Below are 25145 nucleotides of genomic sequence, written 5' to 3'. Positions count from 1 at the left end.
GCTCTTTGCATATTTGCCCTGTCAATATCTATGCCACTCAGGTCTACTTTATCTAAATATGCCTTGTGTCTTCCTCATTTCCACAAAGACTGGTTAGGTACAAGCTCACTTTCATAGCGGCTATAAACAATTTGGGTGGGATACCAGGAAGAAAACCAGTATAAATCTTGAATAACTTTGTAAGAGTTACTGGGTGTCAACTCAAACTGAACTAAGGCTAAATTATTAAATCCAACCACTTCTCGTCCATCTTGAAACCAGGGGGATTTCCAAAACATTAGACGCTGTAACCATCGCCATTTGTCGTTTTTTGCTTTTTGCCTTGGAGTCCTGAGCCACGGCAAATTGGCTCCAAAATAAGAAACATAAGTCTTTTGTCGCGGAATCCACTCCAACGCACAATTCCAATCAGGTTTTGTTGGCGGCTGGCTATGTACTGCGACAAGGTGCTTCGCGCTAATGTCGTGCGAATGTCTGGCTGTTTTTTCTACCATATTGGGTGGATGCGACCATCCAATCCAACGTCGTACTTTTTCCGGTAAAAGCCAGTCTTTCAGTCTTGTATGCAGGATGCGAGTAATCGGCTCTTCGTTCTTCAATGCACTAGCGGTTAACTGTACCAAGACAGATTTAGCTTGAAAATTTGAAGAAGCATCTGCATAAGACAAGCGGATAACAGAACTGTAGTGAATATCTCCAGACAGAACAATCACTTGTTGGCGTTGCTCAAACAAAGTAATTAGAAATTGCGCCAATGCTTCAGAGTGAATATTCCAAGCGTCTCCAACATCTGTAGCAAAGACTTTGTCACGTCGCAACTCCCAATGGTGAATCCAATCAATTACTTTCAAACCGAATAGATTCGTAGGTGCAATCAAAAATGTGGCTGGAATTTCAGATATTTGTTGTAGAGGTAAAGAGAGTTGGCGCTCGAAGGCTTGTGGAGATAGCAGCATTGGTGGTGCTGTGGTTTTTTGGTCAGCAGGATAACCCCGCCATGTACGCGTATCTAAAACAATCACTTCATGGCAATGGCTGCGTACCGTATAGTGCCAAGTGAGTGCCTCCGGGTGACGCTTTAGCACGAACACGGGGCCATCTTGAATAAACTCAGGTAATTTGGTATGTGGGTTAATGGTTGGCATCCCCACATAACGAGCGATCGCATGTTCGGCTGTGGTATCCGTTCCCTGAGAAGCAGACCAATCCTGAGCCGCTGCCAATAATTTTTCACCAGATTGACCCGCTGCAAATTGCTTGGGTGTATTGCCCCATCCCTGAAAAACTGCATAAGCTAACAAAGCGTTTTGCACGGTGCGTTGCCCCAAGGGTTTTCCCAGTACCCGTAAACACCAAGCTTGGTTGAGGTTCCAGTCATCGCTGACATCATGGTCATCAAAGATGCTGTACATGGGAATATTAGCGATCGCCCGCCGCACTTTCCAGAGGGTATGGATAAATTGCTGCATATCCCGAACTTGCCGATCCCATCGCCGACTCGCTTTGCGAGTATCCATTCTCTCTTTTCCTCTAGGGAAAGTGACTGGCCAGCACACTGGCGACCAAACCAATAGGTAAGATGCGTAATACTCGCCCAGACTGAGCAGGTGACTGGCAACCTTGTCAGCTTTATTGTGTAATCCAGCGGTGAAGCCAGCTTGGTAAGTAGCAACATCAGCCCGATGTCCGGGAGGCAACTGCTTGGGTGTGTAATCAGGAACATCCGTAGGCTGCCTTTGAGTGACTGGTAGCCTCTCTTCCCAACCCAGCAGCGCGTCACCCAGCATGGTGGATACCCACAATAGCGGCTCAGCAACGTCATCGCCATAAATTTGGTCGCCCGTGAGAAACAGTTGATGGGGACGTTTTCGTGGCTGATTTGCAGTATCCTCAATCAGGCAATCTAGGACGGGTAATGCATCAAACCCATGCCCGTGCGGTTTGCGACAGGAACCATGGACAATTCGTAAATCTTCAACAAGGCTCGGCGGCAGCACAAATGTTGGTTTTTGATGGGCAAAATAGCTGATGTTAACAGTTGGAAAGTGGTTTGATTGTAAAGCTTGCTGTAAAGTTTGCTGAGTTTGAGAGGTCTGTTCGGTGAATTGCAAGTCATAGGCATAGATGCGATCGCTTTCTAAACATTGCCTACCTGTAGACTGAGTTGTTACTGCCACAACATGTAGCGATTTTCCCAAGGCAACAGTAGAGCGTCTTCCCTCTAACAGAGAATGTCCTAGCACAGTACCGTCATTTGTAGTGTCGTAAACCTTGAGTTCTACCTGACTAGGCACTTTCAGTGCCACCCAGACCGTAACCGATTCGGGATCTATATGTTGTAAAATCGGCCCCGCCAAAATTAGCGGCATGTCCTGTAAAAACTCGTCCCCAGATTGATAGTTCATTGCAAACCGCACAAACTGTTTAATAAATAGCAAGCTTCTCACAAACCCATACTCGCTCATTTGTTCTAACAAGAGGTGTTATGGATATGTAGATGGAAGCATATTTAATTTTCCTATTTTATAGAACTGTCAATCAGCGTATTTCAATACCAACTTCTTTTGAAAAGTGCGATCGCTATTTTAAAACCTCACAATCACACCCAATTCGTCAAACATCTGCTCGAGCAGATCTTCCATAATTTCCCGATTCAAGGAGCGCAAAACTTCTGGACCGCGGAGAAATTCTTTGATAGTTATTTTTTGTTCTCGAAAGTCCTGTACAAAATTGCGGATAGAAGAAATAACTTGAATTTGGGCTTCAACTTGTTTTAACATCTGATCCATCGGGTCTATCCCTGCTCGAGCAGCTTTTCTACAATCAGAAACCATCTCTCCTTCTGGAGTATTTTTCACTAAACGTAATTCCCGTTTCAATGTTTCGTATTGAGTTTTTAAGAATTCATTTTCCTGTTCTAAACGAGTACATTTTCGGGTTAAATCATCTTCATTATTAATGTTAATATTTTCTCCTACCTGATGTTGTCGTTCAATTTCCAACAGTCGAGCAAAATCTCCTTCTTGGTAAGCTTTGTTAATTTCCTTCATAATTTCTGTATGACGCATTTGCGTTTCGCCATCTGTAACTTTATCGGGGTGGAAGATTTCAGCTAACCTTAAAAATGTCTGGCGAACTTTTCTTGAAGAATCATTTTTATTTACAATGGGTGATTCGATATCTTGTTGGGTTTGCTGATACTGATAGCGTTTATCAGTCTCTTCTTGAGAGAAATTATTTTCCTGCTCGTTAGTTTCAAATAGTTCGTCTAATTCTGTATCTTCATCTTCTTGTTCGATTTTTGGACTAATGATTCCCGCTAACTGGAGGCTATGGTAAATTCCTTCAACATCTTTCTTGGTTTGTTTGCCAAACTTTCTCGTACTAAATATTTCATCAAATAGTGTATGAATTTCCCGGTCAATATCTACGAGCTTTTCAAAACTAGGAGTGCATCGATGAAATATTTCTGTAGCCAAGGAACGCATCTGCTCGACAAAGTTATTCAATTCAGTCCGTTTTCTCTTAATCTGTTTCAGTAGCCATTGATGTTCTTTCTCTAGGGCTTCTAGACGGATATGATAGGAAGAAAGAGCCAGTGACTTTTTTGGGTTGGAGTGGGATGAAGATGATGCTGAACGAGCCATAGAATAGGTAACTTTGATTTAGCTTAAAAGGTATAAGACGAATCTGCTTACATCTTTCAGTTAGATATTTACAAATGGCATCTTATCCTGATAGATTTAAGCAATTGGTATTGTTAGGTTAAGCGATGCTTTTAACACTAATTCGTAATTAGTAAGGACGTGTTGCAACACACCTCTACTTGATACAGACAGTTTCTTATACATTACCTTGTTTTTCCAACAATATTACCTATCCCAATTTGTTGTCACAGCAAAACCCTGGACTTGATTGTGCAGTACGATCGCATGCAGTTATACATGAATCAGTAAGAGTAAACGGTCGTTCGCTTCTACAGGAGTTTTTCTCCTTGCCCTGCATCCTTAATTTTCGCCTACCCCTCTGCAACGGACACTTTCGTCAATGGGGGGAACCCCCCTGACGCTCGAGGACTCGCTAACGCTATCGCAATCGACGGGAACCGCCCTTCGGGTTCGCCACTTTGCCATCGTGACGGAAACCGCCAAGACGGCAAGTGGATTCACCAAGACTGCGACCCCCTCACCGCACGTAAGTGTCCTCCCCTCTGCTTTCTTACCTCCCTCACTCGGTTGCCGGTTTCTGATACTTGCCAGGATACTTGCGTTGGAAATAATCCTCCATAATTTTTAAAATCATCGGGGCGGCAATGCTACCACCACCACCACCAGAATGTTCGGCAAATGCTACGATTAGCAGTTCGGGTTTATCAGCAGGGGCATAGGCACCAAACCAAGCGTGATTTTGTTTTACACGACCCTTCCACGCCTCAGCAGTACCACTTTTACCAGCTACGGTCGGAATTGTTGGCTGATTCAAAGCTTTACCAGTACCTTCAGCTACTACCTTTCGCAGTCCGTCGCGAAGAATTTTTACGGTTGTCGGTTTCATATTCAAAGATTCTCGCCAGCTTTTTGCTTGTTCGTTATCTTTGAGCAAATGTGGTTGGACTCGATAACCACCATTAGCTGGCACAGCAAACATGATGGCGACTTGTAAAGGTGTAGTTTGTAAAGCACCTTGACCAATTGACATATTAATGCTATCACCTACAGTCCAAGGCATTTTCCAAACTTTCTGCTTCCATGTCTCATCTGGCACTAGACCTTTTGTTTCTTCTGAGGAAAACTCAAAGCCGGTTTTTTTGCCAAATCCATATTTGCGAGTCCATTCAATCAAAGTTGAACCACCGACTCCCCTACCAATTTGATAGAAGAAGGTATCACTACTCCACTGTAATGCCCCCACAAAACCCAACGGTCCAAAACCAGCATGGTTCCACTCACCAAATCGGGTGCCGCCAATGTTTAAAGAACCATAAGTTTGTAGCACTGTACTAGGAGAAAATTTACCTGATTCCAGCCCAGCAGTCGCGGTGACAATTTTGAAGGTACTAGCGGGTGGAAAGGCACTAAGGGCGCGATTAACCAAGGGATGGTCTGCACCTTGTACAGTTTCCCAATCTTTTTGAGAGAGTTTTTGCTTTGAGAAGATATTGGGATCGAAGGTGGGGTGAGACACCATTGCTAAGACAGCACCATTTTTTGGATCGAGTGCAACGATCGCACCATCGCGATCGCCTAAAGCTTTTGCTGCTGCTTTCTGTATATCCAAATCTATAGTCAAGTGTAAATCTTTACCAGCTTTTGCCTGTTTTTCTCCCAACACTCGCAGCGGTCGTCCAGCCCCATCCACTTCTACCTGCTGACCGCCCCATTCACCCCGGAGTATTCTTTCGTAGGCTTTTTCGGCTCCCATCTGACCAATCACATCTCCTAGTTGGTAGCCTTCCTGCTGCTTTTGGTTTAACTGTTCTGCGGTCAATTCTCGCGTATATCCCAGCACATGTGCCAATTCTTTACCGTGAGGATAATAGCGAACAGCGTCCGTATGTATTTCCACCTCTTGAAGTTCGTTTTCATACTCTTTTAAAGCCGTGATTTGTGCTTCGTTTAAATCACGAGCAATTCGGACCAGGGAAGAAGAGTTAGCACCTGCCTGTTGTAGTTTCTTTTCTATCTCTTGTTGGGGAATTCCCAGAATTTTCTCTAGACGCTGACCAACAAACGACCATGACAGCTTTTGATGTGCCATCGGCCATAAATATACAGAACGAGAATAGCGCGTACTGGCTAAAATTTTGCCATTCCGGTCAAAAATATTACCCCTTTCTGGTTGTTTGGGAATCATCCGAATTCGGTTTGCTTCCGCTCTTTGCCGGAGTTTCGGTCCTTCAATAATTTGCAAGTATGCCAAACGAATACCTATACCTGTCGTCATTAATAAGGTAAATAAAATTAAAAATACAGACTGAGAACTCTGTCCTACCGTGCGAGTATTTTTTTTCTCACTAAGTGGAGATGGGTGCAATAAGGCCATAATAATAATTCGTAATTTGTGAGGCTTTCCCCAAAGAGGAACTGCCGTTAGCGCAGCGTTAGCGAGCTTGCGAGCGTCACCGGAGGGTAATTCGTAATTTTTAGGGACGCAAGACCTTGCGCCCCTTGATACAGGCAATTTACAATTTATTATCCCCTCTTGAATCATACAGCTTTTCTCAATTTGGCATCAGACAAAAAGAATTTTAAATGAGTATTATCTGTATACAAATGTGCCAAGCTCTTACCGGATATATTTGATTATTAGGTCTAGGGTAAAGTGCTGAGTGAGGAGTCATATCAAGTCCGGCAATTAAGTTACAATTCCCGAATCTATGCAGAAAGCCCGAAGACTTAGCCTTTGCAGTTTTAACGATCGGTCTTTAATCGGATATGTTGTCTGTTGTCAGTAGTTAAGAGTGCTGAGTCAGAAGTTCTTCTTATCTTTGCGTCCCCAGCCCCTATTGTCCCTAATCTCTAAAGGGGGCCTAGAATTCCCCGATCCCCTTAGTCTCCAGTGCTAGATGTTGAATTCTGAGCTTTGTTTGGTGAATCTTTTGATTGAGCTGGTGCGTACTTACTTGGATACTTATGCTGAAAATAGGCTTCCAGTACTTGTAAGACCATAGGGCCACAAACTGTACCACCATGATCGCCAGAGTTTTCACCGAATGCTACAACCACAATTTCTGGGTGATTAGTAGGGGCATAAGCACCAAACCACGTATGATTTGGGCGACCAGTACCTGCTTCAGCAGTACCACTCTTTCCAGATGCTGGGGCAATTGATGGCACATTCAAACTCTTACCTGTACCCTCAGTGACTACTTTCCGCAGCCCGTCTCGGAGAACGTTGATAGTTGTTTGCTTCATACTTAACGATTCTCGCCAGCTTTTTGCCCGTTCATTGTCTTTGAGCAAATGCGGCTGAACTCGATATCCGCCATTAGCAGGGACAGAAAACATAATCGCTGATTGTAGTGGTGTCACTTGCAGAGCGCCTTGACCAATTGACATATTGATAGTGTCGCCAATAGTCCAAGGCATTTTCCAAGCTTTCTGTTTCCATGTCTCATCTGGAACCAAGCCTTTTGATTCTTCACTGGTAAATTCAATACCGGTTTTTTGACCAAAACCGTATTTACGACTCCATTTAATCAAAGTTGGGCCGCCAACTTTTCTACCAACTTGATAAAAGAATGTATCACTACTCATGGCCATCGCTCTCGGAAATCCCAATGGACCGAAACCAGCATGATTCCACTCACCAAAGGTCACTCCACCGATGGTAAGGGAACCGAAAGTTTGTAATACTGTGCCAGGGGAAAACTCACCTGATTCCAGTCCAGCTGTCGTAGTGACAATTTTGTAGGTACTGGCAGGTGGAAAGGCACTAAGGGCACGATTAACCAAAGGATGGTTTTTCCCTTGGATACTTTCCCAATCTTGCTGAGAGAGTTTTTGCTTCGAGAAGATATTCGGGTCAAAGGTAGGGTAAGACACCATTGCTAAGACAGCACCGTTGTTCGGGTCTATTGCGACAATCGCCCCTTGGGTTTTTCCTAAAGCTTTTTCGGCTGCCTTTTGTACATCTAAATCTATAGTCAAGTGTAAATCTTTACCAGACTTTGCCTCTTTTTCTCCTAAAACCCGGATTGGCCGACCTGCACCATCCACTTCCACCTGCTGACCGCCCCATTCACCCCTTAATTTTGCTTCATAAGCCTTTTCGATCCCCATCTGCCCAATCACGTCTCCCAGTCGGTAGCCTTCTGCCTTCTTTTGTTTTAACTGTTCTGGGGTCAATTCACGTGTATACCCAAGTACATGTGCTATTCCCTTACCTTGGGGATAATAACGAACAGCTTCTGTGTTAATTTCTACTTCTGGCAATTCGTTTTTATACTCTTTTAAAACTGTGATTTCTGCTTCGCTCAAGTCACGAGCAATGCGGACGAGGGAAGACGAGTTAGCACCTGCCTCATCTAATTTTTTTTGCATCTCATCTTGCGGGATGTGAAGAATTTTTTCGAGACGCGGCCCCACAATCGACCAGGAAGGCTTGGTATGTGCCATTGGCCATAAGTAAACAGAATGAGGATAGCGCGTACTGGCTAACAGCTTACCGTTACGGTCGAAAATATTACCGCGTTCCGGTTGTTTGGAAATCGTCCGAACTCGGTTTGCTTCTGCTCTTTGCCGGAGTTTTGGCCCTTCAACAATTTGCAAATATGCCAAACGAATTTCGATACCAGCAGTCATCAATAAAGTAAATAGGATTAAAAATATTGGTTGGGAACCACGTCCGACTGTACGTGTATCTTTCTTGCCACTTGGTAGCGACGATGGGAACAAAGACATAAAAAATCCTGAGATTAGTATTATTTGTATATAATTCCCGTAAACTTCTGCCGAATATTGTCGATGTAACAATCTAGCAAGTATATTCCCAATCAATTGTTTTTGATGGATACAATAAGCCAGAGTGTTCACTGAAGGATGAAGTATGAAGTATAAAGGATCAAGTGAGTCGCAGTCTTGGATACCACTTGCCTTAACTTGCATCCAAGGATCGACATTTCATCCTTCATTCTTTTAATCACGGCATTCTACTGAAGATTATGGCTCAAACTTTCATGCAGAATCAGAGGGGAATAACGACTTTTCAGCCACTTGATGTTGAACTGCGTAATGTATTCAAATTTTTCAACGAAGAACCAGCAGTACATGGAGTGGATTTGGATGTTAGGCAAGGGGAATTCTTCAGTATTCTCGGCCCTTCCGGTTGCGGCAAGACAACTACACTACGCTTAATCGCTGGATTTGAAAGAGTCGATGCTGGCAAGGTATTAATTCAGGGTCAGCCCATGACTAATGTGCCTCCTTATCGCCGACCCGTCAATACTGTATTTCAAAGCTATGCCTTGTTTGACCATCTGAATGTGTGGGATAACATTGCTTTTGGGCTGCGGCTGCAAAAATTACGCAAATCAGAACTTGAAAGTAGAGTTAAAGACGCTTTAAAGTTGGTCAAAATGGAAAGTTTGCGATCGCGCTTTCCCAATCAACTCTCTGGTGGGCAACAGCAACGAGTTGCTTTGGCAAGGGCGCTAGTTAACCGCCCTGCTGTTGTGTTGCTGGACGAACCTCTAGGAGCGTTAGATTTAAAACTGCGTAGGGAAATGCAGGTTGAGTTATCAAATTTACACAGAGATTTGGGATTCACCTTTGTCATGGTGACACATGACCAAGAGGAGGCGCTATGCTTGAGCGATCGCATTGCTGTGATGAATCAAGGTAAAATTGAGCAAGTCGGCACTCCCAGCCAAATCTACGAACGTCCCCAAACATCTTTTGTTGCTGATTTTATCGGTGATACTAATTTATTCAGCGGCGAAGTTGTTGTGGTAGAGTCTGCTTGCGTGCAAGTTGTCACGAAAACAGGACTAACAATTGTAGTCACCCGTACTGAGGATACGCCAACTGAATTATCACAAGCAGTAGTGGTAAGCGTGCGCCCAGAAAAAATCCAGCTTTCACTATATCAGCCTACTGTGCTGAATAATTCCTTTGAAGGACGGCTAGTCACTGTGATGTATTTAGGAACCCACGTTAATTATGTTGTGGAATTAACGAACGGTGTCAGCATCAACGTTTTGCAGCCTAATACCTTTGGTAATTTACCAGACCGCGACACACCTATTTATGCTTGGTGGCCAGAAAGTGATTGTTTAGCTATTAGTCAGTAGTCATTGTTCTGTTTGTCTTAATTACGAATTACTCTACCTTGCGGGAACGCCTGACGGCGACTCATTTGCGTAGCGTCTCTCCTTTGTAATGCTGGACTCACCGTGCTGCTTCACGAATTACGAATTAGTATTATTGTCGAATCGGAATTGCAATTACAAACTCTGTTCCCTCTCCTGGTGTGGAGTAACACTCCAATTTACCACCATGTTTTTCAGTAATGATTTGATAACTGATAGACATTCCCATACCTGTTCCTTTCCCTACGGGCTTGGTGGTAAAAAATGGATTGAAAACTTGTTTTTGAATCTCCTCTGGCATACCTATTCCGTTGTCGGCGATCGCTATTTTTACCCAACCAGAATTTATAACTGAGGTACGAATAGTGATGCTAGAAAGTGGAAGTTCTTTCTTTATTCTCTCTTGTAGAGCATCAATAGCATTCACCAGAATATTCATGAACACCTGATTGAGTTGTCCAGCATAGCATTCCACTAAAGGTAATGTGCCGTAGTCTTTAATAACTTGAATGGCTGGAAGTTCTGTTTTTTCATTAAGGCGATGTTGCAATACCATTAAGGTACTGTCGATGCTTTCGTGAATGTCCACCTCTTTGAACTCGGCTTCATCCATGCGTGAGAAAGTTCGTAGCGACAGCACTATTTGACGGATGCGCTGAGTACCAACTTTCATCGAACTCAAGATTCTCGGTACATCTTCCTCAATGTATTCCAAATCAATTTCTTCGCACAAAGCCTGAAATTCCGGCTCGTTAAAGGTACGTCGTTGTTGATACAAATGAATTAACTGCAACAGGTCTTGAGTATGTTCTTCAAGATGGCTAAGATTACCGTGGATAAAATTAACAGGGTTGTTAATTTCGTGGGCAACTCCGGCAACGAGTTGACCCAGGCTGGACATTTTTTCTGCCTGAATCATTTGTGCTTGGGTATTTTTGAGCTCTTGCAGAGTTTGTGCTAAATCCTCTGTTTGTTGTCGCAGCTGGTCTTCCATGTGTTTGCGATCGCTGATATCCCTTGCCACAAAAACAACGGTATTTTCGCTCATTGTGGCAATACTGCCTTCAAACCAAATCTCTCGATCGGCTATAGGCAAGCAATATTCAACTTTCACAGTTTTTCTCGTTTCTAGCGCCTGGTGAATAGAGTTGAGGAAATAGTCAGCAAAAGCAGTAGGTAAAACCTCATGCATTTTCTTACCCACCAGTTCCGCAGGAGGTTGGTAGAGTAAGGGCGCACTGCTAGGAGCAATTTTCAAGTACCGTCCTTCAGCATCTAAGACAAGAATTACATCTTGCATGGCATTGAACAAGGCGAGTAATTCTGCTTGCGAGCTTTTGATTGATTCTTCAGCTTGTTTGCGACTGCTGATATCGCTGAGAATCCCATGAAAACCAGTAATTTGCCCTTCTGAGTTGAAAATTGGGGAAGCCACTGACCTCATCCAGCACCAACTTCCATCCTGGCGCTGGTGGCGGAATTCTACTGCTATCTGCTGCCCGTTGGTTTCCACCATTTCTGCGATGCTTTTCTGAGCCAAGAGTAAATCATCAGGATGAACTAGGGGCGCAAAGGGTTGACCAAGTAGTTCTGAGGGTTCCCATCCTAAAACAGTTTTGTATTGTGGTGAAACATAAGTAAAAGTGCCTTGCATTGACATAGAAAAAATCAGGTCGCTGATATTTTCCACGAGTTGGCGATACTTAGCTTCACTCTCAGCTAGGGCAGTTGCTGCTGCTTGGCGATCGCAAATTTTCTCTTGTAATTGCACAAAAGCACAAAAAACTTCCAATTTCGACTGTGATTCTATCAGTCGTAACTTCTCCGATAATGTTGACTGTGTAATATTTTCAGCAAGCAATTCCAAAATTTGATGCTGTTCGGCTAACAGCGTTATTGAATGAAGGTCTTTCAATACTTCTAGCTGTTGCAACAATTCAGCGTTTTGCTGACGTAAAAGCGATACCTCGTTATTGAGTGCGTCAGTAGACATGGCTTTTCTCTTCCCAAAGATATCAAGCCCACCAACATCCTGACTCACCCAGACATAAATCAGCATCGATGACTCGCTGTTGATGCAAATTGTCCAGGGTATCTACCAGTTGGATGGCAATGGGGAGAAACGAGTTTAAGATGGCGATCGCATATGGGTTACCGAACTGCACCAGTTCACTAAATGTTTTGATGACAACGGGGATGCGATCGGCATTGCGGATAGCCCGATAGACCAACGTTAAACTGCCAGAATAAACCGCCTCAACGATTTGATAGTCAAAAAGATGAACAGTTGTGTAAGTGTTGCTGTCTAAAGGAATCGCCATGAGTACCTATGAATCAATTGGTAGTTCTTTCGAGGGACAAAACTAGTGTTCCCTAATGAAGAACCAGAAATTTAGAGAAATTGAGATAACAGTGTTGCAGTGTCAAAATTCCAGCTAGTCAGATTGTTAAATTATTAATTTTTATTGCTCAAGCTTGATTAAACAGATTAAAATCGTGCCTAAAAGAAGCGATAGCTGTTAAATATACCATTTTGGATTCTGAAGCCACGGTATTGCTCTAATAAAAAGAGTTATGGCAAGTAGTGTGGTTGTGAAAGATTTACAAGTAATCGCATTCAGCTTTCGATCTGTCGTAATTATTTTTCAAATTGGTCAGGACTTACGCAAAAACTCTCTCAAACCCTCTTTACTAACCTTCGGGAACGGCTAGCCTGCGACAACGCCAAGGGCGAACGCCGAACTTATGCGTTCTTTGCGGTACCCTACCTTTCTCCTAAGGTCACCGCAGCGCCAACGGTAAGCCGCTTGCACGTCTAAGTTTTTCCGTCATTAGTGCGTAAGTCTTATTGGTATAATTTCATTTTCTCAGCAAGGAGCTTCATCGATGGGGAGAATCTAAAATCTAAAATCTAAAATTGAGTAACTATTAACTAATGAGTAACAGACGGAAATTTTTACAAAGATTGACAGCAATTTCTAGTTTGTCTTTGGCTAGTTGTGGCTGGAGGCTTGCTGATGTGCGGGCTAATGCTACTAACTCTGGTCGCAGCGATCGACTATATATTTATAACTGGACGCAATATTCCGACAAAAAATTATTGCAAACTTTTAGCGTTCAAACTGGCATGAAAGTCTTCGTAGATACATACGATTCTAACGAAGTCATGCTAGCTAGAATGTTAGCTGGAGGTGGGGGTAGTTATAGCCTGATCTATCCTTCTGACTATATGGTGCAGAAGATGGTAGACAAAGGTTTACTAGCAGAAATAAATCACGATCGCTTAGTTGGCCTAGATAATTTATTTCCCCAGTTTCAGAATCCCAGTTATGACCCTAAAAACCGCTATAGTATACCCTTCAATTGGGGAACAACTGGTTTTATTTACAATTCTGAAATTCTCAAAGATACACCTGAAGATTGGGATTATCTTTGGCAAAATCAAAAACTACTCAATAAGCGGATAACATTGCTCAATGATGTGCGCGAGGTAATGGGTGCTGTGTTACGGATGCTAGGTTATTCGTACAATTCAAAAGATGAAAATGAAGTGAAACAAGCTTATGAAAAGTTAACAGTACTCAAGCCGACTATTGCAGCCTTTGACACCGACGCTTGGCAAAACCAACTTCTAGCAGGAGATTTGCTATTAGCAATGTGTTACTCGGCAGATGCTGTGCGAGTTAGGCAGGAAAACCCCACACTCAAGTATGTAATTCCTCGTAGTGGTTCTTCATTATGGACAGACACTATTGTGATTCCTAAAACCGCTCCCAATGTAGATGGAGCATATGCCTGGATTAACTTTATTTTGCAACCAGAAGTAGCAACCCTAATTAGCCAAAGTATCAGCGTTTCTACACCCAATAGTGCAGGATTTGAACAATTACCAAATAAAATTAAGAATGATGTCAATTTATTTCCCCCAGTTTCGCTTTTAGAAAAATGCGAACGCATTACTCCTTTAGGTGAATTTGAAGACGTTTATGAACGTTACTGGACTCAATTAACTAGCAGCTAAATGAAATTAAAAATTAAAAATTTAGGCTTGTGTCAACAAAAAATCGTTCTTATCAACTAGATTTACCAAGCGATATTGCCAAAGTAGAAAAATCATATCGCCCATGGTTAGGCTATCTCCAACCCTTGGTATTACTTGCGCCATCTGGAATTTGGTTGTTACTTTTACTAGTACTACCAACACTGATCATTTTTGAGTTGAGTTTGGTACCAAATATTAGACCGGGGGATGTAGTCAATCCCAGTGGATTGCATAACTATATTCGGATACTCGATCCACTTTACTTGCAAGTAATTTGGCGATCGCTTTGGCTAGCAATTAGTACAACTGTTATTTGCTTAATTTTGGGTTTTCCTGTTGCCTATTGGATTGCTCAAATAGCACCAAAGCGCTGGCAAAATTTGCTACTCTTAGGTTTTGTACTACCTCTGTGGACTTCCTCGTTACTCCGCTCTTATGCTTGGATTACGATTCTTCGTCCTACTGGTTTATTGAACAGTTGGTTAACTAGTTTAGGTTTGCCTGCTTTAGAATTACTTAACCGTACTCCAGCCGTATTAATTGGTATGAGCTATGGCTTGTTACCTTATATGGTTGTCATTTTATATGCTTCTCTAGAAAAGTTAGACAAGCGATTGCTAGAAGCAGCAGCTGATTTAGGTGCAAATCCCACACAAGTTTTTTGGAAAGTGACTGTACCCCAAGTTTTGCCAGGAATTACTGCTGGTTCAATGCTGGTCCTAATTACAGGTTTAGGGGATTTTATTGACCCAGAATTACTCGGTGGTGCTTCTAGTATGACAGCAGCACGATTAGTTTATAATCAATTTCTCGGTGTTACACAAAATTGGGGATTTGGTTCAGCATTGAGTATGACATTAATTTTAGCTGTGAGTATTGCGATCGCTCTTTTGATTAAGTTTGGCGAAGTCACACCTAAGCGATACTAATAATAACCAGTAAAGCTCTAGAGATTGCAACGATCGCCTGTAAATTCATCTAGAGCCTGTTGAACTTATTTAAGAATTTTACTCAAACAGTAAAAGTCTGCGATCGCAGACTTTTACTCAGAACTTTATATTAGGGTTTTTGAGTGGCGATGGCTAACTTTACTCCCTGAACCTGACGTACCCGATCCATTACCGTTACCACTTTACCGTGTTGGACTGTTTGATCGGCATTAATAATCACTAAAGTGTCTGGGTTAGCACCAACTAGAGACCGCACTTGCTGTGTCAAATCATCAACTGCAATTAGTTTGCGGTTCAGGCTTACCTCTCCTTTTTCATCTACTGTAATCGTAATTTTACTAGGAATTTGCTGTTGTTTTGCTGTTGCAGCTTTCGGTAAATTTACTGGCAATCCTTCTGAGCGTGTCAAAAATAACGTTGACATGATGAAAAACGTTAAAATCGCAAATACCACGTCAATCATCGGTACGATGTTGATCTGTAATGGAAGATCTGGTTCATCTTGTAGACGCATAAGCTTTCTCTCCTCGTTCATAACGTCGGCGGTAAAGTAATTCTAGCTGTCCTCCATACTCTTGAATCAGTGCTATTTGCCGCTGATAAAGTCCCCGGAAAATACTTGCGAAGAAGAGTACAAATATAGCAACTATCAACCCTGATGCTGTTGATACTAAAGCTTCACTGATCCCGGCTGTTACACCTACTGTTTTAGAACCTCCTACATCACCGAGATTTAGGGAGGCAAAGGAGGCGATTAATCCTAATACTGTGCCGAGAAGACCAAACAGTGGGGCCAGACCGACGACTGTCTCAAAAAAGTTTTGAAAGCGTTTGAGTACAGGGATCTCAGCTTGCGCTTCGCTTTCTAATGCCAAACGAAATTCTTCTGGATTTGGCTCCTCTAATTCTAAAGCGGCAAGAAAAATGCGTGCCAGGGGCAAATTTGCATTTTGCCGAAGTTTATCCATTGCACCAACAACATTTTCGAGGCGATACAGATTTAATACATCTCTCACTACACGGCTTTGACGCTTGTTAATCTTTACCCAAAACCTGACACGCTCAATTATCAGTGCCACACTCAATACCGAAAATGCCAGCAGCGGCCACATTACCACACCGCCTGCTTCAAACAGTTTTTGAATTCCCATATTTTGTATACGTTGTCAACAACACACAGTCAGACTACCAGAATCAAGATCAAAGCTGAAACTTTTTCTCAATAAAATTTAAAATATAATGAAAATTTTTGCAAATACAAATATCATGATTTTTATTTACTAATATATAGATTTTACATAAATTAATTTAATTAAAATAAAAATTAACTTTATATAGAATTAATGATAAAGAAAGTTTTCAAAAATGATGTTTTGACTAGCGTGTAAGTTCGTAAGAGTGACTCAAATGATTTTAATTTTTTACTTGCATATTTGTAACAATGCATTCTAATATAACTAGGTTAGTGAGAATAGGTAGCAATAGGCTATGAGCTTTTCTGGCATTACTGTCGAACAGCGTTCCAAAGAAGTTGAGGCTCTCAAGTCTTTTCTGACTTTCAGTGTGATTGGCTCGCTAGCTCTGCATATCGGCTTACTGTCTTCAGGCATAGGCAATTATTTAACAAGAGCGCCTGAAGAAAATGAACCAATAGAGTTAGCTATCGTGGATTCTCCAACAGAGGAACCAGTAAAACCACTTGAAGAAATTCCCGAAGAACCAAAGAAAGAACCAGAAGTTGTACAAAAACAGCCCATAGAGACGACACCAGTACAAAAGATTGTTGAGAAGCTTGAAACTCCGCCAATTCAACAGCAACCAGAAAGGACTATTGAAAAGCCAAAGCTGACAAATATCCCGCCAAAACAAATTGTTACTAAAACAGAAGTTTCTTCGAGAGCAAGTCAGGGCGGTAGTGGAAGGGATACTCCAGCACCATCAAATAACCCTGGTGGCTCTGATTCTAACCCTAGTGGCTCTGGTTCTGGTGTTGCTGTAGGTACAGGTTCTGGTATTGCTGTAGGTGTAGGTTCTGGTGTTCCTGGAAGTACAGGTTCTGGTACAGGCACAGGTACGGGTAGAGGTACAGGTATCGGTACAGGTACGGGCACAGGCACAGGTACGGGTACAGGTACGGGCACAGGTACGGGCACAGGCACAGGTACGGGTACAGGTAATCAAACTGGAAATCGTTCGCCAGTAGCAACAGCACCAACACCTCCGAAAATTAGCAGTCCAAGTAGTGGTAATGGCCGTGCAGCTTGCCGCGAAGGTGGATGCAGAGCTAAGTATCCAGAAGCTGCAAGACGGCGAGGTATTGAAGGCAGAGTAGAAGTAGCGGTTGATACTGACTCAAAGGGCAATGTTACCAATGTACGGATTGCACGCTCTAGTGGAAACCGTGACTTGGATGAAGAAACTTTGAGACAAGCGCGTGACTGGAAATTAAAACCATCAGAGACTGGTAGACAAGGAGTAGCGATCGCCACTGAATTTGCTATACAAGGTTCGCGTCGATACCGCCAAGTCCAAGAACGGAAAAGACAAAGGGAAACACAAGAGAGAACTCAACAAACTGCATCTAACACTAATTCCACAGAGGGAACACGAAGACGCAGGCGATCGCTAACATCTGCCAGTACAAATGCTTCTGCCGAAACCACTAGTCAACCTAGACTCAATCGGCAATTGCGTCGTCAGCCAGTAGAAAGTACTGCTGCCAGAACATCATCTCAACAGAGGACAACTCAAAGCCAGGGAAGTACCAGAGAGTCTCTACGCCGCATTCGGCGCGAGCGAGCATCTAGTAATTCGTCACAACAGCCACAAACAACAAATCGGCGGCGGCGCAGAGATAACAACTCATCCTCTAGCCAGAACAAGTTGCGAGATTCTTTACGTCGTTTGCGTCAACCATCTCAATCACAACCAACTGGAAGTCAGTAGTCAAGGGCTTGCAAATCAAAACTTGCGGGGACACAAAGCGCGATCGCTGTTTGTTACTTTCGGGTTAGTCTGCAAATAATCTTGTATCAAATTGCAGCCCCGTGAAAGTAAATTTTCGAGTTTGATATCTGCCAAATCTCGGAAAATTACCGTACCATTGCCACTGCCCGCAGCTAAAGTCTTGCCGTCAGGACTGAAACTCACACTGGTTAATTCTTCCTTGTCACCCTTCAAAGCCATCAGTAAAGTCCCGTCTTGGTTCCAAAGTCTGATTTTGTCATCACTACTAGCTGCCAAAGTCCTGCCATCGGGGCTAAAACTGACACTGATGAAACTATCGCCGTCCCCTACAAAATTTTTGAGTAATTTACCGTCCCGGCTCCACAGTTTGACTGTGCTATCAATACTGACTGAGGCAAGAGTTTGACTATCAGGCGACCAAGCAACTCCATTAACTCGACGGCTATGACCGCTTAAAGTGTATAGTAGTTTACCTTGATAATTCCAGATATTTACTGTTTTGTCATCACTAGCTGAAGCTAGTAACTTGCTGTCAGGACTAAAGCTGACCCAATTTACCGCATCTTTATGACCCTGCAATGTGTTAAGCAGTTTACCATCGCGGCTCCAAAGCTTCACCGTTCGATCTTTACTTGCCGAAGCGATAAGCCCTTTGGACATGGCTTCGCTTACCGCTTGACTATCAGGCGACCAAGCTACACCCAAGACTGCATCCTGATGTCCTTGCAAGGTGTTAAGTAGTTTACCGTCACGCCTCCAAAGCTTAACTGTTTTATCCTTACTTGCGGAAGCGATCGCTTGACCATCTGGGCTAAAACTGACACCCCAAACTTGATCCTGATGACCCTTTAAGGTCTTGAGCAATTTACCATCGCGACCTAAAAGTTTTACAGTTTGGTCTTGACTTGCTGCTGCTAAAGTTCGACCGTCTGGACTAAAACTAATGCTAGTAATCCAGTTATTATTCTCGGTTTTAGGATTTCGTAGCAGTACACTGTCCCATTGCCAGAGTTTGATGGTTTTGTCTCGACTCGCAGATGCTAGGGTACGACCATCAGAGCTGAAACTCACACTATTTACCCAATTATTATGTCCTCTGAGCGTGCCGAACAACACGCCTTTTGAACTCCAAAGTTTGATTGTTTCATCGGTACTGGCTGAGGCAATAGTATTACTATCAGGGCTGAAACTCACACTGGTGACTCCCGCACTATGACCTGACAAAATTTTTAGCAGCTTTCCTTCTGGATTCCACAGTTTGATAGTTTTATCCAAACTAGCGGTGGCAATAGTTTGACCATCAGGCGACCAAGCTATGCTTTTAACTGCATCCTCGTGCCCCTCCCAGGTTTTGAGCAATTTACCGTCCCGACTCCACAGCTTGATGGTGTTGTCAGCACTTGCCGAAGCTATAGTTTGACCGTCAGGCGACCAAGCTATGCCCAAAACTGCGCGATTATGCCCTGCTAAAGTTTTGAGTAATTTACCATCTCGACTCCAAAGCTTGATGGTGTTGTCAGTACTTCCCGAAGCAATAATTTGACCATCAGGGCTGAAACTGACACTATTTACTACAGCTTCATGGCCTAGTAAGGTAGCAAGTAGTTTACCTTCCCGACTCCACAGTTTTACTGTTTTGTCTTGACTAGCAGATGCCAATATCTGACCATTAGGGCTAAAGCTGATGCTATTTACTACATCCTCATGTCCCGACAAAGTTGTGACCAAACTACCATCAAAGCGCCAAAGTTTGATTGTACTATCTGCACTAGCAGAGGCAATCAAAGAGCGATCGGGGCTGAATATAGCACTATTGACTCCAGACATATGCCCGTCTAAACGGTTATACTCTCTCACCCCGAAAACTGCTTGGTATAAAGCTGTCTGTACTTGTTCTCTCGTATAGGGATCTACCCAGATAGCTTGTTGCAGTTTTTTTCCTGCCTTTAAACCTTCTTTTAAGGCATCAATTCCTTTTTGTGAGGCAAACAGGGCTTCACTCGATACACTGAGGGTCTTGATCTCGCTATCTACTGCTGTGACTATAGATACACTTAACCCCAATATGGCTAAGATTGAAGCAGTCAGTGCGATTTTCAGCGAACGATTTAATCTAACTTCACTGAGTCTTTGTTTTTTCTGACTCTCTACTAATTGGGCTGTTAACTCTTTTTCTTTGAGTTCAGCTCGTAATTGTTCAATTTGCAATTGACTTAGTTCTTCGCGCTTGCGTAACTCCCGCAATTCTGTGACTAAATCTAATCCTTGTTGGGGAATATCTACTAGTTTGGCTTGCTGCTTTTTTTGACTGAGTTCGCTCTTGAGGCGCTCAATTTCAGCTTTACTTTGATCGACTTTGTAGCGTAACTGATTTAGTTGTGCTTGCAAGCTCGATTCTTGTTGTTGCAAGTAGCGAATCAAGTCTACTAAATAATCATGAATAAGTTGATAGCGTTCGGGCACATCGGGAAATAGCACTACTAACCCAGAGCTAACTAAAATATCTAAGACTATTTCCAATTTGCCAGCATCTTCTAATTCAGCTAGCTCTGCGGTTAATTCGGCACGAGTTTTAAACGGACGTTTGTTACTTTCATCTGTTAACAAATACAAGACGAGTAAAGCTGCTCGTTCATTTTCTGGCCCGCAGTCTTTAATTAGTTCTTTAATATATCTTTCAATGAGTTTATTCGGTCTATATTGTTGATATTGCTCTAGTGTGGTGATTTGCTCGTCTTGCAATTGTACTCCTACTACCTGCAACTCAATTGGGCGGACTTCTCCAAACTCTGTAGATAAATCTTCTACTAACGCATCAATTAAAGCAGGTTCTAAGTGAGCGTAAGAACGCTCTGTTAACTTCTGAATAATAGCTTTTGCATATTCTGGAGAAAAATTATTTAATTGGTAGCGAATATTTTTGTCCAGAATATTATTATTAATTGCCTCTAAGTCAGAGAGATGTTTAAATTCTAATAAACGATGTAAATAATCTTCTCGTAAGGAAAGAATAACTTTCACAAAAGATATATTTAGGCAATCGCTGATAAATCTATCAAATGCTTGTTTTTGCTGGCGATCGCTATAACCAAAGAAAAATTCTTCAAACTGGTCAAAAATTAAAACTGTAATCAAATGGTTATTAGCATTTTCTTGTAATTGTTGCAAGATATCGGCAATGGTAATGGGCGTGGCAGTTGATGGCAAAGCCTCTGGTTCAATGGCTACTCCCTTTATGTCATAAACCGCCTCACTTAAAGATTTCCCCAACGCCTGCACCCAATCTGTATAAACTTGCAAGACTACAGGCACGGCAATTTGATCGCCAACTGCTCGATTTTGCAATGCTGGCACTAACCCCGCCGTCACAGTAGAACTTTTACCCACCCCTGACTGACCGTGAATTACAATTAGCTTTTGATCGGCGCGGCTAATTCTGCCAATTAAGTTATTAATATCTCGCTCTCGACCAGAGGCAGCGATTTCTAGAGCAATGCTACTACTCCCAGATGGAGACATCAAGGCTGGGTTTGTTGCCTGTCGTTGGGGTTGCAAGCGACCTGCACCAATGAAAGCCCGGAAGCCATACTGCTGTTCTATAGAACGGCGTTTTTGTCTGATGCAGTAGGCTTCTAGATATCTGCCTGCTTCAAAGTAAAGCGATCGCAATCGCCGCAACAAGCGAATATAACGATGGGCATCGTATTGATGGGCACTGTTTTCTAAAGCTGCTGGCAGTTCCTTAGTGGCCTTTTCTAAATATTCCCGCGCTACTTCTAGCTCGCCGACATTTCGCTGGGCTTTCGCTAATATTAAATAATAAATCTGCGCCAGTAGCAATGGAAACAAGCATTGATGGCGATCGCTTTGCTGTTGCGCCTCACCTAATTTCAGCAGTGTAACGTGTGCTAATATGCTGGCCTGTACCCACCGCGACTGCTGCACAGCTACTTGAGCCAGAAAACCATAGTCACAAGCAAGTTGAATTTGACTGCCATAAGTTTGATGCAACTCTAGAGATTTTTGGGCAACAATTTGCAATTCTTCCCACTCTTGCAGATGTTGCAAAACCTCAGCGAGTTGACCAATAAACTCAGCGACGATATCCGGACGCTGAGCCACTTGTAAAACTCTCAAGCATTGCTGAAAAGAAGATTTAGCAGCATACCAATGACGGCGATTGTCTATCTGATTTTGTTCTGCTAGGCGACAACAACATAGTCCGATATAAAACAGCAAAACTCCCTGTCGTAGTAGTGGTGAAGTGTGGTTACTAACAATATCTAATTCTGTAACCCAGGAATTTTGAATTCTTAAATTGTTACTATCTTTGTCGTTATGCTCCGCTAAATGCTGCCAAACTTGTAAGCTGTGCTGAAAATGACTTAAAGCTATAACGATTCGGTCGCTCACATAATCATCTAGACCGAAAACAAATTTTAAACTAGCGTGTAATTCTGGCTCTAAAGTAATACCACGCTCTTGCAACTCTCCAATAGCAAACTGGAGTTCATCGCTATGTTCCCAGATTTGTTCGAGAGTGGAATAATGTTCTACAACTTCAGGTTCTTGGTGTTGTGTAACATTGCTTGGCAATACTGTGGCGAATAGAGAATCAGTTTCCTGTTGCAAAAATTGCAGCAGATGGGGAGTAGTCATTTCAAACCGAATTGGTGTCGCCGCCCAACTCGCGAAATCTGGTGCCAAACGTACCAACTTTTGCAATATCTCGTCAGTTACCCACAAAACCATGGGAAATGGATGGCGTTTGCGAAATTCATCCCGAATATGATTAACTGACCGGAGTAGGTCGTCAATTCCATCCACTGCCTCTAAACCCAAGATCGTCAATGCCGATGGCGGCCGTTTCTCAGTCAGTAGTTGTAAATGGATGTTGAGGTAAAGACTTCTGGCATTGCGGGGCAGAACTACTTTTTGAATATGGTGTCCCAAAGATATTTCTTCGAGTTTTTGCAGCATCTGCTCTTGCAAGACGCGATAATTGCAGCACACCAATACCACAGAAAATTGACCGCTGGAGAGGGAAATTGCCCTCCCCAGACTTCGCAAAGCACGTTCGTTAGCTGTTCTTATATCTGCCTGTGGGTGTCGTTCAACCATGATTGAAATTTTTGCGTTTCTTCTAAAACTGGGTTGACGGCAAACCAAGCGCCCTGGCGATCGCGGTATTCAAAGACAAACAAACTCCGCAACAGGGTATGGTATTCTATATCACCTCTAACTCTTTGCTGCTGCACCACCTGAAAGATTAATTCCCATTCGTGGGGGTCAATGGCGTTAGCTCGGTAATCTCGCTGTCTTTGAATTACTAATTCCACACACTCCCGATCGAAGGGTGGGTCTTGTTCCCGGAGACAGTCAAACAGTAGCCCTAGTAAATCCCGCACATGACCACCACTAATCAGGCACAATCGATCTAGTGTTTCCAAATTATCAAACACTTCTGTAATTAAGCCTAACCGATCGCTAGCTAAAATGTCGGGGAAAGCTCTAGCTAGCACCATTTGTCGCATCAATTCCAAGCCTTGGGTAAAAACTTCGCCAGAACGCAGACGCACGGGTATCATCGGTAAAACTTTCGGTGCCACTCCGCCCCCCAAACGATGTTGTAGTTCGGCGCTATCGTTGGAGAAAGTCAGAGCCAAGGGAATGGTATAGACTATATGACAATTGAGTTTTCGTAATTGCTCGCCCCGCTCGATAAACAAGTATTCTGGTAGCGATCGCCCTGAAGGTAAAGGTCGAATTGCCACCCGATCCAAGTTATCAACAATTACTACCAGTCCTTTTTTACCTAAAGCTTTGAGTTCCTTGTTGGCACGTTCTAGGAGTTCTTTATTAATTGACTGTAAAATATTTTGAGTGCGCGGTTCTAAATAGTCTCTTAATCGTCGTCGCAATTGGGGGCTTTCTTTTGTCTTGGCTGTAATTTTGGCAATGCCAACGGACAATTCTGCTTCTACGCCGAGTTCAATTGGCGTTTGGAGAAAATCCACAATTTCAGTAAACAACTTCGTGAAGTAGCGGGGCTTGAGGCGGATTTTCATCGCTTCTAAGCTTTCGCTTACTTGTCCGGCGATCGCTAATAAAATATCAGTCACATCCACATCCGCCATTTCTAGGACATGGGTAGACTCGAAGTAAACTACATGAAATCGTTGCTCCTCCAACTCGGCTTGGAGTCGTAATAACTCTGTTGATTTTCCACAGCCGAGATGCCCTGTAAATAGCTGGCAGGTCGGGCCATCGGGAGATATGCGGGCGATCGTGCGCTGGAGAGCCTCAATGATTTTGCCACCCCGTACCGCCGCAAAATCGATATAGTATCGGCGATCGCGCAGATTTCCCATCATTAGAGGTCTGCTCGGATTGCAAGCCTGATAAAATCTTTCTAAATCTAGGAGCATAACTAGTCGAATTCACTCAGGGATGGGAATGACGAAATCTGCTGAAAAATATATTTGTCTTGGAGAATTTTTGCTTTAGTTTAAGTACATCTCCATCAAATTACTAATTTAAATAGCAGCATTCCGGATAAATTTTTAGATATATTTTATCTGTCACAAGGCAATGTTAGCATTTATTAATTCAGCAAAAATACTACTATAAGTACAAATTGCAAAATTTCTAAATATAAAATAAAGTACTTTTATGAATATTAAAAATTATCTAACAGAGCAAAAAGTACTTTTGAGTACAATTTTGTTGGGTTCTGGAATCTCAAGTTTGTTCAGTGCCCAAAGTTAAAACCTGAAGCGATCGTCAGCCTTAGCCATATTTATGGTTATGCCAACATCAAGGTTCTCTGACTCTTCATTATGAGTATAGGGGTGCGAGGGAATAGGAGTGTGGAGAAAAAATTTGCCTGCAAACCTTACACTCTTAATCCTAAATATCCTATCTTTGTTAAGGTGGATAAAAATTCTAAAAAGTTAAGTTACTTTTTAACCTATGTAAGTCTGTGTTCTCTGCGCTTCTGTAATTAGATAAATTATTTATCAACCCTACAGACACACAGAGAAGTCTCTTGTGCGGAAGCCCGCGCTAGTTCCAATATCTAAAATAGTATTACTTATCAATCTCTGCACATACCATCGCGCAGGCAATCTTCGGTTTGGTCATCTCTAGCCGATATTTGCCATGGTGCAATGCGCAACTGAGCATTTGTGCTGTAAGCAACTATAGAAAGTGGATTTAAGAAACTTGGCACATTGCTATAAGCAAAGCTTAGCTTGGCATTATGTAGATAAACAGGCAATGCCATCAGGCCAATGCAAATTGTCCTATTCATACAAACCTCAGCGAAAAATTTCCGATTGCGCTACGTTATGGATGCCACCTTGATGAACCGGAGTTT

General features: G+C 42.7%; 15 protein-coding genes. 4 read left to right on the top strand and 11 right to left on the bottom strand.

Annotated features, from left to right (window positions below; all coding sequences use genetic code 11):
- Positions 1–74: 74 nt before the first annotated feature.
- The 4 genes from RMY31_RS04110 to mrdA (RMY31_RS04095) form a co-directional block, all read right to left on the bottom strand.
- The gene (locus tag RMY31_RS04110) at positions 75–2405 is read right to left on the bottom strand and encodes a PhoD-like phosphatase (protein ID WP_409877312.1); all 2331 of its coding nucleotides are present in this window, start codon (positions 2403–2405) and stop codon (positions 75–77) included.
- A 180-nt stretch (positions 2406–2585) separates the two neighbouring features.
- The gene (locus RMY31_RS04105) at positions 2586–3647 is read right to left on the bottom strand and encodes a J domain-containing protein (RefSeq protein WP_322657006.1); all 1062 of its coding nucleotides are present in this window, start codon (positions 3645–3647) and stop codon (positions 2586–2588) included.
- Between the two features lie 580 nt (positions 3648–4227).
- Positions 4228–6042: a penicillin-binding protein 2 gene (gene mrdA / locus RMY31_RS04100; RefSeq protein WP_322657005.1), complete on the bottom strand. Its 1815-nt coding sequence runs from the start codon at positions 6040–6042 to the stop codon at positions 4228–4230.
- Between the two features lie 506 nt (positions 6043–6548).
- Positions 6549–8402, bottom strand: a complete 1854-nt coding sequence (gene mrdA / locus RMY31_RS04095; RefSeq protein ID WP_322657004.1) for a penicillin-binding protein 2 — start codon at positions 8400–8402, stop codon at positions 6549–6551.
- Between the two features lie 260 nt (positions 8403–8662).
- Here mrdA (RMY31_RS04095) and RMY31_RS04090 point away from each other — a divergent pair, with 260 nt between their 5' ends.
- Complete coding sequence (locus tag RMY31_RS04090; protein WP_322657003.1) at positions 8663–9790, top strand: ABC transporter ATP-binding protein; 1128 nt, start codon at positions 8663–8665, stop codon at positions 9788–9790.
- Between the two features lie 130 nt (positions 9791–9920).
- Here the strand turns inward: RMY31_RS04090 and RMY31_RS04085 are convergent, their stop codons facing one another.
- Both RMY31_RS04085 and RMY31_RS04080 read right to left on the bottom strand, forming a co-directional pair.
- Positions 9921–11801 (bottom strand): PAS domain S-box protein, encoded by a 1881-nt coding sequence (locus RMY31_RS04085; RefSeq protein WP_322657002.1) that lies wholly within the window; start codon positions 11799–11801, stop codon positions 9921–9923.
- 22 nt (positions 11802–11823) lie between these two features.
- Positions 11824–12129 (bottom strand): hypothetical protein, encoded by a 306-nt coding sequence (locus RMY31_RS04080; RefSeq protein ID WP_322657001.1) that lies wholly within the window; start codon positions 12127–12129, stop codon positions 11824–11826.
- 614 nt (positions 12130–12743) lie between these two features.
- On the opposite strand from RMY31_RS04080, the gene RMY31_RS04075 reads away from it, so the two are divergent.
- Both RMY31_RS04075 and RMY31_RS04070 read left to right on the top strand, forming a co-directional pair.
- Entirely contained in the window at positions 12744–13829 is a 1086-nt protein-coding gene (locus RMY31_RS04075) for a spermidine/putrescine ABC transporter substrate-binding protein (protein ID WP_322657000.1), read from the top strand.
- A gap of 74 nt (positions 13830–13903) precedes the next feature.
- Positions 13904–14779, top strand: a complete 876-nt coding sequence (locus RMY31_RS04070) for an ABC transporter permease (RefSeq protein WP_409877310.1) — start codon at positions 13904–13906, stop codon at positions 14777–14779.
- 130 nt (positions 14780–14909) lie between these two features.
- On the opposite strand, the gene RMY31_RS04065 is transcribed toward RMY31_RS04070, so the two are convergent.
- Positions 14910–15314, bottom strand: coding sequence for a biopolymer transporter ExbD (locus RMY31_RS04065; protein ID WP_322656998.1), 405 nt, complete (start codon positions 15312–15314; stop codon positions 14910–14912).
- The gene (locus tag RMY31_RS04060) at positions 15298–15951 is read right to left on the bottom strand and encodes a MotA/TolQ/ExbB proton channel family protein (protein ID WP_322656997.1); all 654 of its coding nucleotides are present in this window, start codon (positions 15949–15951) and stop codon (positions 15298–15300) included. Before RMY31_RS04060 ends, RMY31_RS04065 begins: the two co-directional genes overlap by 17 nt.
- 337 nt (positions 15952–16288) lie before the next feature.
- Between RMY31_RS04060 and RMY31_RS04055 the strand changes: the two genes are divergently transcribed.
- Entirely contained in the window at positions 16289–17746 is a 1458-nt protein-coding gene (locus RMY31_RS04055; protein WP_322656996.1) for an energy transducer TonB, read from the top strand.
- 15 nt (positions 17747–17761) lie between these two features.
- On the opposite strand, the gene RMY31_RS04050 is transcribed toward RMY31_RS04055, so the two are convergent.
- From RMY31_RS04050 to RMY31_RS04040, 3 genes are all read right to left on the bottom strand, one after another.
- The gene (locus tag RMY31_RS04050; protein WP_322656995.1) at positions 17762–22888 is read right to left on the bottom strand and encodes an eIF2A-related protein; all 5127 of its coding nucleotides are present in this window, start codon (positions 22886–22888) and stop codon (positions 17762–17764) included.
- Positions 22858–24195, bottom strand: a complete 1338-nt coding sequence (locus RMY31_RS04045; RefSeq protein WP_322656994.1) for a P-loop NTPase fold protein — start codon at positions 24193–24195, stop codon at positions 22858–22860. The genes RMY31_RS04050 and RMY31_RS04045 overlap by 31 nt, the downstream gene beginning before the upstream one ends.
- Before the next feature lie 668 nt (positions 24196–24863).
- Positions 24864–25079: a hypothetical protein gene (locus RMY31_RS04040; protein ID WP_322656993.1), complete on the bottom strand. Its 216-nt coding sequence runs from the start codon at positions 25077–25079 to the stop codon at positions 24864–24866.
- Between the last annotated feature and the right edge of the window lie 66 nt (positions 25080–25145).

The sequence above is a fragment of the Dendronalium sp. ChiSLP03b genome (genome assembly GCF_034531165.2).
GTDB lineage: Bacteria > Cyanobacteriota > Cyanobacteriia > Cyanobacteriales > Nostocaceae > Dendronalium > Dendronalium minutum.
The sequence above is the reverse complement of the archived record's forward strand: the minus strand, read 5'-3'. Positions and strand labels throughout refer to the sequence as shown.